This window comes from Flavobacterium degerlachei, from assembly GCF_900106645.1.
Lineage (GTDB): Bacteria > Bacteroidota > Bacteroidia > Flavobacteriales > Flavobacteriaceae > Flavobacterium > Flavobacterium degerlachei.
Window position 1 is genome coordinate 39,761 of the sequence record NZ_FNMV01000018.1, and the last position, 15,679, is coordinate 55,439.

Annotated in this window: 12 protein-coding genes; 6 read left to right on the forward strand and 6 right to left on the reverse strand. The window is 33.6% G+C overall.

What is annotated here, in order from left to right; genetic code table 11:
- The first annotated feature begins 51 nt into the window (after nucleotides 1–51).
- The 5 genes from BLV91_RS15490 (at nucleotide 52) to BLV91_RS15510 (ending at nucleotide 6,088) form a co-directional block, all read left to right on the forward strand.
- On the forward strand, nucleotides 52–1,896 hold the full coding sequence (locus tag BLV91_RS15490; protein WP_091434979.1) for a PLP-dependent transferase: 1,845 nt from the start codon (nucleotides 52–54) through the stop codon (nucleotides 1,894–1,896).
- 74 nt (nucleotides 1,897–1,970) lie between these two features.
- Nucleotides 1,971–2,315, forward strand: coding sequence for a hypothetical protein (locus tag BLV91_RS17065; protein ID WP_091434920.1), 345 nt, complete (start codon nucleotides 1,971–1,973; stop codon nucleotides 2,313–2,315).
- Between the two features lie 278 nt (nucleotides 2,316–2,593).
- Nucleotides 2,594–3,451, forward strand: coding sequence for an HNH endonuclease (locus tag BLV91_RS15500; protein ID WP_175514026.1), 858 nt, complete (start codon nucleotides 2,594–2,596; stop codon nucleotides 3,449–3,451).
- Between the two features lie 150 nt (nucleotides 3,452–3,601).
- Nucleotides 3,602–4,420, forward strand: a complete 819-nt coding sequence (locus BLV91_RS15505) for a formylglycine-generating enzyme family protein (protein ID WP_175514027.1) — start codon at nucleotides 3,602–3,604, stop codon at nucleotides 4,418–4,420.
- Nucleotides 4,421–5,170: 750 nt separating this feature from the next.
- Entirely contained in the window at nucleotides 5,171–6,088 is a 918-nt protein-coding gene (locus BLV91_RS15510) for an AraC family transcriptional regulator (RefSeq protein ID WP_091434925.1), read from the forward strand.
- 1 nt (nucleotide 6,089) lies between these two features.
- Here BLV91_RS15510 and BLV91_RS15515 read toward each other — a convergent pair whose 3' ends face one another.
- Both BLV91_RS15515 and BLV91_RS15520 read right to left on the reverse strand, forming a co-directional pair.
- Complete coding sequence (locus BLV91_RS15515; protein ID WP_091434927.1) at nucleotides 6,090–6,464, reverse strand: DUF779 domain-containing protein; 375 nt, start codon at nucleotides 6,462–6,464, stop codon at nucleotides 6,090–6,092.
- Between the two features lie 76 nt (nucleotides 6,465–6,540).
- A complete protein-coding gene (locus BLV91_RS15520; protein ID WP_091434929.1) occupies nucleotides 6,541–8,046 on the reverse strand; it encodes an aldehyde dehydrogenase family protein in 1,506 nt (501 codons plus the stop codon).
- A gap of 294 nt (nucleotides 8,047–8,340) precedes the next feature.
- Between BLV91_RS15520 and pheT the strand changes: the two genes are divergently transcribed.
- Nucleotides 8,341–10,761: a phenylalanine--tRNA ligase subunit beta gene (gene pheT / locus BLV91_RS15530; RefSeq protein ID WP_091434933.1), complete on the forward strand. Its 2,421-nt coding sequence runs from the start codon at nucleotides 8,341–8,343 to the stop codon at nucleotides 10,759–10,761.
- A 120-nt stretch (nucleotides 10,762–10,881) separates the two neighbouring features.
- Here pheT and BLV91_RS15535 read toward each other — a convergent pair whose 3' ends face one another.
- The 4 genes from BLV91_RS15535 to BLV91_RS15550 all read right to left on the reverse strand — a co-directional run bounded on the left by BLV91_RS15535 (nucleotide 10,882) and on the right by BLV91_RS15550 (nucleotide 15,673).
- On the reverse strand, nucleotides 10,882–11,436 hold the full coding sequence (locus BLV91_RS15535) for a fasciclin domain-containing protein (protein ID WP_091434936.1): 555 nt from the start codon (nucleotides 11,434–11,436) through the stop codon (nucleotides 10,882–10,884).
- 169 nt (nucleotides 11,437–11,605) lie between these two features.
- Nucleotides 11,606–12,070, reverse strand: a complete 465-nt coding sequence (locus BLV91_RS15540) for a DUF5362 family protein (RefSeq protein ID WP_091434938.1) — start codon at nucleotides 12,068–12,070, stop codon at nucleotides 11,606–11,608.
- A 113-nt stretch (nucleotides 12,071–12,183) separates the two neighbouring features.
- Entirely contained in the window at nucleotides 12,184–13,962 is a 1,779-nt protein-coding gene (gene rpsA, locus BLV91_RS15545) for a 30S ribosomal protein S1 (protein ID WP_091434940.1), read from the reverse strand.
- Between the two features lie 331 nt (nucleotides 13,963–14,293).
- Nucleotides 14,294–15,673, reverse strand: coding sequence for a nucleoside permease (locus tag BLV91_RS15550; RefSeq protein WP_091434941.1), 1,380 nt, complete (start codon nucleotides 15,671–15,673; stop codon nucleotides 14,294–14,296).
- Nucleotides 15,674–15,679 lie beyond the last annotated feature (6 nt).

Genomic DNA, 15,679 nt, shown 5'->3' on the forward strand with positions numbered 1-15,679 from the left:
TTAGAATAAATCGATTTAATGTACCTTGCAGGTCTATCTAAAAGTAAAATCATGAAAGAGAATAAAATGCTAATTTATATAAAAGAGGTTTTAAGAAATATGCCAGCTGGTTGGCTGAGTACAACAACCCATCGACTAGATATTTATGATGAAAAATTGGCCAAAACTCAATTTTTAGATCAGTTTGAAACCTTATATAGTAACAACAATGCTACATCGGAAGCACTATCTGAATTACCTACTGCTTACGACTATATTCGTTTAGGTCATCCCCTATCTTGCCTACTAGAATGGGCAATTGCGAAGCTAAACAATATTAGGTCAGAAAACGCAATCAGTTTTTCATCAAAGACGATTCCTGCCTTGGCCATTCTAAGAAAAAATTCATTAGACAATAAAAACACCCAAATCATTTATACAGGAGAGTTACCCGCTTTTTTCGATGCTGAAGTGTTGCAAGCTGTTTATGGATATCAGTTTGATTTAAAGAAAGTGGAGAATACAGAAGCTATTTCAGCTTTTGAAGGAAGTACTGTTTTTATTTCACAACATGATGCTATTTCCAGTACTAATCTCAATCCAAATATCGACTTCTTTATCAATGGTTATGGACAATTAGGAAGTGTATTATTAGTTAATGGCGAGAAAAATGAAGCTTATATTTCCGAAATTCAACATGTAAGACGCAGAGAATCCATCGCCATGACTCCTGCCAATTGTCTTGCTGCATTAGAGTCGTTAATAGAACAAACCCATTTTGATACTGAGAAAAGTAATGTTGAAACTAACAAAACATTGGTTTTAGATTCAATTGCTACAATTACTAAAGCGCATACAAAGGCATTAGTTGCTTCTAGTGGATTGTCTATTCAATATGCGATTTTGATGGGACTTATTGACGATGCTTTAGAGAAACACAAAGGAAAGGCGATTAAAATTATTGTTCCTCCTAATTGTTATGGTGGTACAAATGACCAAGCAAGACGTGTTGCTGCCTGTATTGATAACGTTGAAATTGTGGATTTACTAGTTGATGGTGATAATGACATGGTTCAAAGTATTGATACCGTCTTAGCTAAAATTGCTACTGAAGATGCAATCCCATACATCATCGCTGAAATTCCAACAAACCCAAGAGTAGAAGTTCCAGATTTAATCCAATTAAAAAATGTGTTAAGTGTGCCACGTAAAACAGCCACTGGCGAAATGGCAATAGATCCTGTTTTTATTTTAGATCAAACCTTTTGCCCTAATGTCCACTTTTTAGGCGAAGACGATGTACTGTCAACAGTTAGAACTATTTCATTTGCAAGTGGATCAAAATTTCCAAGCGGCGGACAGTGTACCGCAGGTTATTGTGTAGGAAATAAAAAAACAGAAGCTTTGATGGAAAAAATAGAAAAGCATCTCCTACTTTGCGATAATGAGGCCACCCCTCTTCAATATGAAATATTGGCAAAACAGCTACCTTCAATGAATCAAAGAATTGAGGATGCCTATAAAAATACTCGTGAATTTGTAAACTTTATCCATGAGGTTTTACCTGCCGCAAAAATCAATTTTGTTTCAGAAGAACTGGCGGAGCAAGGATTTACACCATCTGTTTTTTCATTAGACCTTCCTACTAAAGGAAATACAGATGAAGAAAGAGAAGAGTATAAAAGAGCGTTAAACCTCAAGTTAATAAATCTAATGATTACAAAAATCCCTAATGAAAGTAAGTACTGTGTGAGTTATGGACAATTAAAAGGTTGTTACTGGACGATCCCAGCTACATCTACTCAAGGGACAACTAAAGAAGGCGACAAGGACTATATTGCTCGTGTAGCGCTTTCGCCAAATATGGATTTGGAACTGCATAAAAAAGTCTTTTTAGATTTTGTTGCAACTATGTAAATATATTGGGAGGCGTTAGCGCCTCCCTTCTTTTCTATACCAACTTTATTGTATAAACCAATGAATTTGAAATAGTGTTAAGCATACAAATTATCCAAACAACATTATTTTATAAATCACTTGGCCCGAATCCTTTTTTCAAAGCCGTAAAACTGAATCTAAAAGACAAGTTAAAAGGATACTTGTTTAAACTACTCACGGTTCTTTCTTTTTCCAAATCATTAGGGCGTGACCCTACCGTTAGCTTCGTCGTTCCTCCTGGCTACTTTCGGGTCGGGCTATTCGCTGTATCTTTTGTTCCGCAAGCTCCACAAAAGGATGCCGCTACTATCCCTCACGCAAATAAGTACTTCAATCATATTCAGTTCTTATTAACAACCACTTTTGTAAGAATAAATCGAGTATATTTGAATAGCTAATAAACGACACAATAGTGAGAATCTATCCAATTTTTGGTGTATAGGGGCTACTTTGTAGTGGGTATATATTAGTTGGTTCAATGATAAAAAAAACGATACGTAAATAAATGAACAATAGAGCAAAAAAGGAATTGTTATTTAAAATCTACTCTGAAAATTTCAAATACATTAAGGATAATTCAAGCCTGAAAAATAATTTTGAAAAAGATTTTGGTTGCTACTGTCCTATTTGCTTAATTTATTTTGAGAAAGCTGATTTATTTGATAAAATAAACCCATTGACTATTGAACACAATCCACCACAATCACTTGGTGGAAAAGGAAGTGTATTAACGTGTAAGAAATGTAATTCTGAAGCAGGACATAAAATAGATAATGAAATTTTAAATAAATTATTAGAAATAGATGCAGTAAATTTCAAACCTAATGCAGAAATTAAAACACAATTTTTTAACGATTCTACTGAAGGAAAAGGTGTTAATGCTAATATAAAAATTGATAAAGATCGAAAAATAATTATCAATATTGATAGTAAAAACAACAATCCTAAAACACAACAGAATTTTTTAAATAGTGAAGTTCACGAATATAAATCACCTTTTTTTAGTGATAATTTGATTGATACTGGATGGACTAAAAAGTTAAAATTTACTTTTAAAAAACCTAAAAAAGCAAATGAAAGGTTGGCAACTATCTCTTTATTAAAAATCGCTTATTTAATGGCTTTTGAAAAACTTGGACACCTGTATTTATTTAATAAAAATGCTGAAATAGTTCGAGAACAAATAAAATTTCCAGACAAAGAAATTATTAAAAACCCATTTTGGATAAATTATAAATTTCCAGATAATATACTAGGAGTTAATATAATAACTAAGCCAAGAGAATTACGGTCTATACTAGTTGTATATGATTTAAAAACAAAATCGGATACTTATAGAATTGCCATATGTATTCCTGGATTTAGTGAGGATGATGACAAAATTTATGAAAATATAAATGAAAAATTGTGCAAGGGCGAAAGTTTTGAAAATGTAGAAGTGAATAATTACATAAATTCTGAATATAAGATCAAGAATTTAGAAGACACTTTTCTTTTGGTTAATTTTTGGGAGTCTTTCGTTGAAAAGCAATAAATCACGGCACCCAACTGCCGTTTGGCAAGATTGCGAATTTAGTGGAAGTACCGTTTCGAATCAAGTTTTCGTTAAGCCGAAAATTGAACGTTTACGAACTTCCAGCCCTCTCAAAGGCAAAACCTTGGTAGTAATTTTAAAATGACACTTATGACAAAATTGACATCAACATTTTTAGTCGGATTAATGGTATTTACTTCTTGCAAACAAAATCAAAACAAAATTGACTGGATTTTTGTTGAAGGTGGCAATTTTGAACAAGGTAAAAACCAAATCATCATTAGCGCTAAAGGCGACACAATAAATGGTTTTACAAGTCCACACAGAATGGTTGAACTTGATGACTTTTATATAAGCAAATATGAGATAACCGTTAAACAGTTTAAGGAATTTTGTAAAGAAACAGATAGAAAAATGCCTAACGCACCTACTGAAAGTGCAAACGGAATTAAAGTAAATTACAAATGGATTGACGAAAATCCTATGCTTGCAACTTGGGACGAAGCAAATGATTTTGCAAAATGGGCAGGCGGAAGACTCCCTACAGAAGCAGAATGGGAATATGCAGCAAAAGGTGGGAAACAAACAAAAGGATTTAAATATAGTGGTAGCAATAATCCAATTGAAGTTGGTTGGGTAAAAGAAAACTCAGACAGTACATTTCATAAAGTTGGACTTCTCAAACCTAATGAACTTGGAATATATGATATGACTGGAAATGTTGGCGAATGGGTTTTTGATTGGTATAATCCCGAAAAAGACAGTTTGGTAACTACGAAAAATCCACAAGGGCCAACCGAAGGAGAAGGAACATATAAAATTTCAAAAGGTGTTAGTTGGTTTTACGAAACACAAAGTGCAGACGGAAAACCACTAGAATACGGTATTCATATGCCAGAAGTTAGATACCAATCTCCAAAAAGTACACGGAATGACGGATTTGGATTTAGAATTGCAAAAAGCAAATAAAAACTACTACCAACAGATAAGGATTCGTTGGGCTTGAGCATCTTAGCCCCTTGGAGCATCGCCCAAACTTCAGCTTTACTGAGTGTTACAGCAATTTTTTTCTCATGCTTTATAGAAGGCAATCGCAAGTATTCATAAAGAAAGCCTTCGGATTTAAGTAGAAACCGAAGCCCATAAACAGTGTGTTTACAATACGTTTGTGAACGGGTTTTTGACTTTTTTGACTTTTTTGAAGATAAAACAAAAAATCATGTACTTACTCTGGATCCAATTCGGTGGAAATCTTCCCAAAATACAAAGCAAAACAGGAATATACAGACATTTGGATATTAGGAATAGCTAATTTCAATCAAAAAATTATTTCATAAGTAGATAAGAAAATAATGGATAAATTTTTCCAACAAATAATAAAATATCGAGCAGAAAATAATTTGCCACCCGATACTTTGGAACGATTGGAAACTGACAAAATCATTATTGAAAATAAAAACGAAATATGCATGTACTTAATGTGCGGGAATAAATTATAAAATGCGATTGTACTTTTCCTTTCACTTGAAGAGTAAAATAAAGCTACAATTAAGAGGTGAAATCTTCTAAAATACTGGTTCTACAGCGTAAAAACACCTAAAGTGCTATTCTAAAAACGCACAACACACTAGCTACAATTATATCCATTTTAACAAAATAAGGCTTCATTAATACGTTTATTTTCAGTAAGTTTATATTTCCTTTTTATAAACTACAATTATGAATCGCAACTACATAAAGCCACCCAATTTATCGAATGAAAAATCGCTAAAGACATTAGTTGAAAACAGAACGGTTTACAATTTGAATCATTGTGAATTGAATCTTTTTGAAACTTATAAAGCGTCGGAATTGGTTCCTTTAAAGTTTAACGATTTAGTGGTTACTAGTATGCTAAGGGGAAAAAAAGTGATGCATCTTTTTGATGATCCTAGTTTCGAATATTTACCTGGCGAGACGGTTGTTATTCCCTCTAATGTAGAAATGAAAATTGACTTTCCAGAGGCTACAAAGAATAATCCCACGCAATGCCTAGCACTTGCAATTGACCAACATAAAATTACACAAACCTTAGACTTCCTGAATGAACGTTACCCTAAAGAAGGGAACAAGCAATTCTGGCATTTAGACTATCAGAATTACTATTTTTATAATAATGTAGAGCTGGCCACAACCATTAATAAACTAGTTAAGGAATGCATGAGCACATCAGTCACTAAAGATGTTTTGGCTGATTTGACTTTGCAGGAACTTTTAATCCGAATTATCCAGACACAAACGACAAAATCCATTGATGACGGTTTGTATACAAATCCAAATTCTCCAATAACACAGGTACTGGAATATATACGGTTAAATTTAAGGGAAAACATCAGCCTTAAAAATCTAAGTGATATCTGCTGTATGAGTACTACTTCTTTTTATCGTTTTTTTAAAAGAGAATTAGGCATGAGCCCGATTGAGTTTGTTATCAGTGAAAAAATGCGATGTGCCAAAAAATTATTAAAAAACCCTAGCATACAAATCAATGAAGTATGCCATTTATCTGGTTTTGAAGACAGCAATTACTTTATTCGTTTGTTTAAAAAGCATGAAGGGATTACACCAAAGCAATACCAGCTATTATATGTAAACTAGCTTACTCTATATATTTTACAGGTTCTAAATTTAGCTCTTCTTCGGGAGTGAAAATTCTGTATTCAATTTGAAAGGTTTTCTTCAATGGGGTTTCTAATGAAAACCCTCCTACTCCAAATGCGTCAATTACCTTTAAGGTAAAATGGGCATGTTGCCAATACTCAAACAAATCTTTATCAACCCAGAATTCAGTTTCTTCAATGGTTCCGATGCATACGTCTCCCATTCTTTGATAGAAACCTCCTTTTTCAAAACACTGTGGCTGTGATCCCTCACAGCAACCTCCAGCCTGATAAAACATTAGATCTCCATGTTTTTCCTTCAAATTTTTGATTAATTCTATCGCTTCTTCTGTGGCATCAATTCTTTTTATCATCTTTTCTAATTTAAAATAAAACCCGACAAATCCTACAATCTGTCAGGCTTATTATTAACCAATAATCTAAAATCTACTAAAAGAAACCTAATTTCTTTTTATCATAAGAAATAAGCATGTTTTTTGTTTGGCGATAATGACCAAGCATCATTTTGTGGTTTTCGCGTCCTATACCTGATTGTTTGTATCCTCCAAAAGGAGCACCTGCAGGATAAGCATGGTATTGATTGATCCATACACGCCCCGCTTGAATTGCTCTTGGAACCTGATAAATTTCATGTGCATCACGTGTCCAAAGTCCAGCTCCCAAACCATACATAGTATCATTTGCAATAGCAATTGCTTCTTCAGTTGTTTTAAAGGTAGTCACGGCTAATACAGGCCCGAAAATTTCTTCCTGAAAAATACGCATTTTGTTATTCCCCTTAAAAAGTGTTGGTTGAATATAATATCCACCGTCTAAATCACCACCCAATTTCTTAACATCACCACCTATTAATAACTCGGCACCTTCTTCTTTACCCAGTTTTATATAAGACATGATTTTTTCTTTTTGTACCAATGACGCCTGCGCTCCCATCATAGTGGTTCTGTCTAATGGATTTCCCATTTTTATCGCTCCAGTTCTTTCAATTACTCTAGCAATAAATTTGTCGTAAATATCCTCATGAACTAAAAGTCTCGAAGGACAAGTACAAATTTCACCTTGATTTAAAGCAAACATTACAGCACCTTCAACCGCTTTGTCAAAGAAATCATCATCAGCATCTCCAACGGATTTCATAAAAATATTAGGCGACTTCCCTCCTAGTTCAAGTGTTACTGGAATAATATTTTCAGTTGCATATTGCATCACTAAGCGACCTGTAGTTGTAGAACCTGTAAAAGCAGCTTTTGACACTTTTTTATTCGTTACTAAAGCACGCCCTAATTCAGCACCAAAACCATTCACAATATTAATTACTCCTGGGGGCAGAATATCTCCTATCAACTCCATTAAAACAAGAATTGAAATTGGCGTACTTTCAGCAGGTTTTAAAACTACCGTGTTTCCTGCAGCAAGTGCGGGTGCCAGTTTCCAAATTGCCATTAAAATAGGGAAGTTCCAAGGTATAATTTGTGCTATAACTCCCAATGGCTCACTTAGTGCAATTGAAACAGTTTGTGAGTCAAGTTCAGTAATCGAACTTTCCTCCGCTCTAATTACACCGGCAAAATACCTGAAATGGTCAATTGCCAACGGAATATCTGCAGCCAATGTTTCACGGATAGCCTTACCGTTATCAACAGTTTCCACTGTGGCAATATATTCTAGGTTATCTTCCATAACCTGTGCAATCTTATTCAATAAGTTACTACGTTCAGTAACTGATGTTTTACTCCAACTTTGAAATGCATCATATGCTGTATCCACAGCCAAATCTAAATCTACTTTAGTTGAATGTGCAGCTCTTGTGAACACCTTACCATCAATGGGAGAAACCACATCAAAGTATTGACCACCGATTGGCGCTACAAATTTTCCGCCTATATAATTATCATACGTTGCCTTAAATTCAGGTCTTTGTGCTATGTTGCTCATAATTATTTGATTTTAATTTTATCAAATTTACCTATCATATAACAATAGATATAGCATTATTCGTTCAACTAATAGCATAAAATTTTCATATCAATTTATTTAACATTATATTATTAGCTTATTCGTAAATATTTATGGGTTATATTACAATATTATCATTTTCAAGGCTTTTTGAACCCCTCAATAATGTCCTAAAAAACCAAAAAAATTGTTTCTTACTACAAACTGCAATCCTTATATTTGCATCCGATACCGTAGGTCAAACTGACGAAGTACTCTTATTAAAAATCACAGATGAAAATATCTTACAATTGGTTAAAACAATTCATTAAAATAGACTGGAATTCCGAAGAAACGGCAGCTTTACTTACCGATTTAGGTTTGGAAGTAGAAGTAGTCGAAAAATACCAATCTGTAAAAGGAGGATTAGAAGGTATAGTAGTAGGACATGTCCTTACTTGCGTTCCCCATCCTGATGCTGACAGATTAAAATTAACAACAGTTGATATTGGTACTGGTACACCTATACAAATTGTTTGTGGAGCAGCAAATGTAGATGCAGGACAAAAAGTTCCTGTAGCCACAATTGGTACTGTATTGTATGATAAAGAAGGTGGTTCTTTTACCATTAAAAAAGGAAAAATTAGAGGACAGGAAAGCCACGGAATGATTTGTGCCGAAGATGAATTAGGTCTTGGCGAAAGCCATGACGGAATCATGATCCTTGATACTGCTTTAGTTCCAGGGACAAAAGCATCTGAAGTTTTTAAAATAGAGAATGATGAGGTATTCGAAATTGGACTAACACCCAATCGTGCCGATGCGATGAGTCACTTAGGTACAGCTCGTGATTTGAGAGCTGGTTTACTGCAAAGTGGCGTGAATGTTGAATTGATTACTCCTTCAGTGAGTAATTTCAGAGTAGACATGAGAACGCTTAAAATAGACACTGTTATTGAACAACCACAATTATCACCAAGATATTGTGGTGTAACGATTTCTGGCATTAGCGTAAAACCTTCTCCAAAATGGTTACAAGATAGATTGAAAGCAATTGGATTAAATCCAAAAAACAATATTGTCGATGTTACTAATTATGTATTACATGATCTAGGCCAACCTTTACACGCATTCGATGCTGCTAAAATCAATGGAAAAATCATTGTAAAAACACTTCCATCAGGAACTAAATTTACAACCCTTGATGATGTTGAGCGTAGCTTACACGAGGAAGATTTGATGATTTGTGACGAAAAAGGTCCATTGTGTATAGCAGGAGTTTTTGGAGGTAAAAATTCTGGAGTATCAGAACACACAACTTCAATATTCTTAGAAAGCGCTTACTTCAATCCGGTAAGCATTAGAAAAACAGCAAAAAGACACCAATTAAATACAGATGCTTCTTTCCGTTTTGAAAGAGGAATCGACCCTACAATTACTGCATACGCTTTAAAACGTGCTGCTTTATTGATTCAAGAAGTAGCTGGCGGAGAAATCACATCTGATGTGAGTGATTTCTATCAAAAGAAACTAGAAGATTTTTCAGTGTTTCTAAATTTTGCAAATGCAGCAAAAATCATTGGACAAGAAATTCCAAAAGATACTATTAAGCAAATTTTAGTTTCTTTAGACATAAAAGTAAATAGCGTTTCTGAATACGGATTAGGATTAACTATTCCTTCTTACCGTGTTGATGTGCAAAGAGAAATTGACGTTATTGAAGAAATCTTGCGAGTTTACGGATACAACAACATCAGCTTTTCTAAAAAACTAAATGCTACAGTTTCAAATTCTCCTAGAAATGAAGATTACAAACTTCAAAATATAGTTGCTACACAATTGAACTCACAAGGCTTTCATGAAATGATGGCTAACTCATTGACAACAGCATCTTATGCAAAGCTGTCAGAAAATCTAAAGGAAGAACATAACGTAACAATGCTTAATCCTTTAAGCAACGATTTAGCGACGATGCGTCAATCTTTATTGTTTTCAGGACTAGAAGCAATATCCTATAATATCAACCGTAAAAATGGCGATTTAAAATTATTTGAATTCGGAAAAACATACCACAAGTTTCTTTCTGGTTTTGAAGAGCACAAACATTTGACTTTATTAGTTTCAGGAAGCAGAAACAAAGAAAGCTGGACCACAGCTCAAAAGCCTTCTGATTTCTTTATGTTTAAAGGATATGTTGATGCTGTTCTTGCTCGATTTGGTATTGCAAAAACACAAAATAGTCCAGTAACTTCTGATGTGTTTTCGGAAGGAATTGCCATTGGAACTGGTCACAATACATTAGTGGAATTTGGAGTCGTTAAGAAATCAATATTGAAACATTTCGGAATTAAACAAGAAGTGTTTTATGCTGATTTTAATTGGGACGTGATTATAAAAGCGATCTCAGCTAAAATTAAATTTACTGACATTCCTAAATATCCTGAAGTGCGTAGAGATTTAGCTTTGCTAATCGATCAAAACGTAACTTACGATAACATTTACACTATTGCGAGACAAACGGAAAAAGCACTATTAAAAGGAATCAATCTATTTGATGTGTATGAAGGTGAAAATCTTCCAGAAGGTAAAAAATCATACGCCATCAGTTTTACTATTCAGGACAGTGCAAAAACACTTACTGATGCTCAGATAGACAAAATCATGGGTAAATTGCAGAAGAACTTTGAAACAGAGCTTGGAGCAAGTTTAAGATAAGAACTTCATATTATAAAAGTAAAAGTCCCAATTCTAAATTAGAATTGGGACTTTTTGTATAAAAAAAATCCCGTACATCTACGGGACTTTTCAATCAACAAACAAACCAACCTCTTATAATTATTGTTTTGGCAATAAAACTGCATTAACTACATGAATCACACCGTTTGATTGATTTACGTCAGCAATAGTAACTTGTGACATGCCTCCTTTTTCATCCGTGATGTATAATTTTTTTCCTTTCATCCACGCTGTCAATGTTCCACCACTTACAGTTTTCATCATTGCTTTTCCTTTTCCTTTTTTAATTGCCATAGCAATATCAGATCCATTCATTTTACCTGCTACAACATGATACGTAAGTATGGTTTGTAACATTTTTTTATTTTCTGGTTTCAATAGTGTTTCTACTGTTCCCATTGGTAATTTTTCGAATGCTGCATTTGTAGGAGCAAAAACTGTAAACGGTCCTTTCCCTTGTAGCGTTGCAACCAAGTCTGCTGCTTTAACTGCTGCTACTAATGTTGTATGGTCTTTTGAATTAACCGCATTTTCGATAATGTTCTTAGAAGGATACATGGCGGCTCCACCTACCATAACTGTTTTTTGAGCGAAAGATGTTGCTCCAAATACTAATGCAAATAATGCTACTGATAAAAATTTTCTAGTTTTCATAAATCTATTTATTAAAGTTATATAAAAGCATTTACGCTAAGAAAACAGATATGGTTTTAAAAAAGTAAAACTATTTTTTAATTCATTAATTACCAACATAATAAAAACAAAAAAAGCTAAACTTCAAATCGAAATCTAGCTTTAATGCTATTTAAAATCCTAATTTACCTTAACTAAGAAAAGCGATGCCTCCAATAAGGATCGTAAATAGAAATATAATTCCATATAGTATTACAAACACCAAAGCTAAAACCCCCATAAACTTATAATGCGATTTCAAGAAACTGAAAGATTCATTTAGCGCATCATTATCCTCATTTTTAAATGCAGCTTTCATTTTTGATGAAAATTGAAACAAATAATATACTGGAAAAAAATAAAGTGCCGCGATAACAACATAAATAAAACTTATAAATCCTCCTCCCATTCTTTGTAACATCGCCGTATCTCCTCCCATGCTATCTAATTTAGAGAATATCGTCCCAATAAAAACAGCTAATACAAGCATAAAACCTACGCCAACGAATCCTAAAATTGATAAAAAATAAGCCCACTTAGCTGTTTCTTTTAAAAACCGTTTAGAATCTTCATTTAAATAAAATTTTGAATTTTCCTGTAATGTAATTTCGTCCATATTATATATTTATAAAGTTGGATATAAATATATAAAAAAATAGTAAGAAATTACAACATAAAAAAAAGCCCCACATTACTGTGGGGCTTTACTATTATAAGAAAGATTGAGAATTATTTTTTCTCTCCCTTTTCCATTTTAGCTTTCAATGCTGCAAGCATATCATTACTATCTCCCAAAGTAGAAGCAGCAGCGTTGTTTGTAGACGATGCAGAACTGTTAGTAGTGGCAGCTTTCACATTTTTCTCTTCTTCTTCACGGAAGATAGCAGTGTGAGAGGCAACAACTCTTTTGAATTCTTTGTTAAATTCGATTACTTTGAAATCAGCAGATTCTCCTTTTTTCAATTTCTTACCATCTTCTTTTTCAAGGTGACGAGTAGGAATGAAAGCAACGATATCTTCTCCGAATTCTACAGTAGCTCCTTTGTCAACAATTTCAGAAATCTCACCGTTGTGGATAGTTCCCACAGCGAAAGACTCTTCATATTTATCCCAAGGATTAGGAGTAGTTTGTTTGTGACCTAAAGATAATTTACGTCCGTCAACATCTAATTCTAATACTACAACATCAAGTTTCTCACCAACATTTACAAATTCTGATGGGTGTTTGATTTTCTTAGTCCAAGATAAGTCAGAGATGTAAATTAATCCATCAATTCCTTCTTCAAGTTCTACGAAGATACCAAAGTTTGTAAAGTTTCTAACGATACCTGAATGTTTAGAACCTACAGGATATTTAGAAGTAATATCAGTCCAAGGGTCTTGAGACAATTGTTTGATACCTAATGACATTTTACGGTCATCTCTGTCTAATGTTAAAATTTGAGCTTCAACAATATCACCTACTTTTACGAAATCTTGAGCAGAACGTAAATGAGTAGACCATGACATTTCAGAAACGTGGATCAAACCTTCAACACCTTCAGCAACTTCGATAAATGCACCGTAATCAGCGATTACAACTACTTTACCTTTTACTTTATCTCCAATTGCTAAGTTAGCATCTAGAGCATCCCAAGGATGAGCGTTTAATTGTTTCAATCCTAATTGAATTCTTGTTTTCTCATCATCGAAATCAAGGATTACAACATTTAATTTTTGGTCTAATTCAAGAACTTCAGATGGGTGATTAATTCTTGACCAAGAAAGGTCAGTAATGTGAATCAATCCATCTACTCCACCTAAATCAATAAACACACCATAAGAAGTAATGTTTTTAACAACACCTTCTAATACTTGTCCTTTTTGTAATTGGCCGATGATTTCTTTTTTCTGTATTTCAATATCCGCTTCAATAAGCGCTTTATGAGATACTACAACGTTTTTAAATTCGTGGTTGATTTTCACAACTTTGAATTCCATTGTTTTATTTACGTATACATCGTAATCTCTAATTGGCTTAACATCAATTTGAGATCCTGGTAAAAACGCTTCAATTCCGAAAACATCAACGATCATACCACCTTTAGTTCTGCATTTTACAAAACCATTAACAATTTCTCCTGTTTCGTTAGCCGAAATAACTCTATCCCAAGATTTGATAGTACGAGCTTTTCTGTGAGATAAAACTAGTTGTCCAGTTTTGTCTTCACGGATGTCGATTAATACTTCAACAGTATCACCTACTTTTAAGTTTGGGTTGTAACGGAATTCGTTTAATGAAATAACACCTTCCGATTTTGCGTTGATATCAACGATAACGTCTCTATCTGTAATTCTTACAACTGTTCCATCTACTACTTCTTCTTGATCAGTAGAAATAAATGTTTTTGAAACTAATTCTTCGAATTCTTTTAAGTTTTTTTGATCAACTGCATCAATACCTTCTTCAAAGTTGTGCCAGTTAAAATTTGCTAAAAACTCTTCTTGTGATTTTACTTGTTCAGACATGCTGATAAAAATTTGTATTCTGTATTCTCTCGAGTTTCATAAAGTGATAGAAAACAACAGAAGTTGTTTGTATAATTAGTTGAACCCCAAAGGAAACTCTTATTCACCTAAAGGACTGCAAAGGTAATACATCTATATCTAATTTTCAACTTTATTTTAACATGAAAATAATTAAGCTAAAATTTATAACCTTTTGATTACCAGTAACACATTCATCATGCGCTTTTAAAGTCATCCTACTTGATTGTCATTATCGGTCTTATCTAACAATAAACAAAAAGACCCGATGCCATTTTTTCTGGAATCGGGTCTACTGCTTTTATTTTTAAGGTTAATGACCTACTACGCTAGCCACATCTTCTGGGTGATGTTTGTGCTTAAATAAAATTGCAAAAGCAATCGCTATAATTAAAGAGTAAATTGCAAAAGCCAGCCAGATCGTATGCCAGTCCTTCATAAAAATAGTATTACTCAGCAAACCATCTGTCGAAATTGAATTTCCTTGATCTGTAATAAACTCTAACATCTTTTGATTCGTTTGTTCTGTTTGTAAGAAACTCGCTAAATCAGTTGTATTATTAAATGACTTGGTAAAATATTTATCAATAGCCCATCCCGAAGTAAAACTTCCAAAAACAGCTCCAAAGCCATTAGTCATCATCATAAATAAACCTTGTGCTGAAGAACGATTCTTTGGATCCGTATTGGTTTCAACAAACAATGACCCTGAGATATTAAAGAAATCAAACGCCATACCATATACCACACAAGACATTACAATCATCCATAATCCATTTGTTGGATTTCCGTAAGCAAACAGTCCAAAGCGCAATACCCAGGCCATCATGGAAATTAGCATTACTTGTTTGATTCCGAAACGTCTTAAGAAAAAAGGAATCGCAAGAATAAACAAGGTTTCTGAAATTTGAGAAATTGACATTATAATAGTTGAATATTCTACAACAAATGAATCAGCATATTTTGGAAAATGCTTGAATTCATCTAAGAAAACATCTCCGTACGCATTTGTCAACTGTAAGGCCCCTCCTAAAAACATAGAGAAGACAAAAAACAAAGCCATTTTATAATCAGCAAACAACCTAAAAGACTCTAAACCTAATGTCTCCGTAAGAGAAGCGTTTTCAGTAGATAAACGTTGTGGTTTACACTTTGGTAAAGAAAAAGAATAGATTCCTAGAAATACAGCTGCTAAACCTGCTATATAAAACTGATATTCTGTTGCTTTATTTCCAGTTAAATTAGTAATCCACATTGCAACAATAAAACCTATAGTCCCCCAAACTCGTATGGGAGGAAAATTTTTAATAATGTCTTTATTATTTAATTTGAGTGCAGTGTAAGAAATAGAGTTACTCAAAGCGATCGTTGGCATATAAAAACACATTGCCAATAGCATTACATAAATAAAGGTTTCCGGTGTTGTTACTTGCGGTATATAAAACAAAACTCCTGCGTATAAAACATGAAGTACACCATATAATTTTTCTGCATTTACCCATCTATCGGCGATAATTCCAGTTAATGTTGGCATAAATAAAGACGCAATTCCCATCGTCCCAAAAACCAACCCAAATTGAGTTCCATCCCATTGCATTGTGCCAAACCAGTAATTAGCAATCGTAATCAACCAAGCACCCCAAACAAAAAACTGGAGAAAACTCATTATTATCAATCTATTTTTAATTCCCATAAAATG

Excerpts from the sequence above, each read along its gene's own strand:
- BLV91_RS15520 (WP_091434929.1), bottom strand. The coding sequence starts at position 8,046 with ATGAGCAACATAGCACAAAGACCTGAATTTAAGGCAACGTATGATAAT.
- rpsA (WP_091434940.1), bottom strand. The coding sequence starts at position 13,962 with ATGTCTGAACAAGTAAAATCACAAGAAGAGTTTTTAGCAAATTTTAAC.
- BLV91_RS15540 (WP_091434938.1), bottom strand. The coding sequence starts at position 12,070 with ATGGACGAAATTACATTACAGGAAAATTCAAAATTTTATTTAAATGAA.
- BLV91_RS15490 (WP_091434979.1), top strand. The coding sequence starts at position 52 with ATGAAAGAGAATAAAATGCTAATTTATATAAAAGAGGTTTTAAGAAAT.
- BLV91_RS15505 (WP_175514027.1), top strand. The coding sequence starts at position 3,602 with ATGACAAAATTGACATCAACATTTTTAGTCGGATTAATGGTATTTACT.
- BLV91_RS15535 (WP_091434936.1), bottom strand. The coding sequence starts at position 11,436 with ATGAAAACTAGAAAATTTTTATCAGTAGCATTATTTGCATTAGTATTT.
- pheT (WP_091434933.1), top strand. The coding sequence starts at position 8,341 with ATGAAAATATCTTACAATTGGTTAAAACAATTCATTAAAATAGACTGG.
- BLV91_RS15550 (WP_091434941.1), bottom strand. The coding sequence starts at position 15,673 with ATGGGAATTAAAAATAGATTGATAATAATGAGTTTTCTCCAGTTTTTT.
- BLV91_RS15510 (WP_091434925.1), top strand. The coding sequence starts at position 5,171 with ATGAATCGCAACTACATAAAGCCACCCAATTTATCGAATGAAAAATCG.
- BLV91_RS15515 (WP_091434927.1), bottom strand. The coding sequence starts at position 6,464 with ATGATAAAAAGAATTGATGCCACAGAAGAAGCGATAGAATTAATCAAA.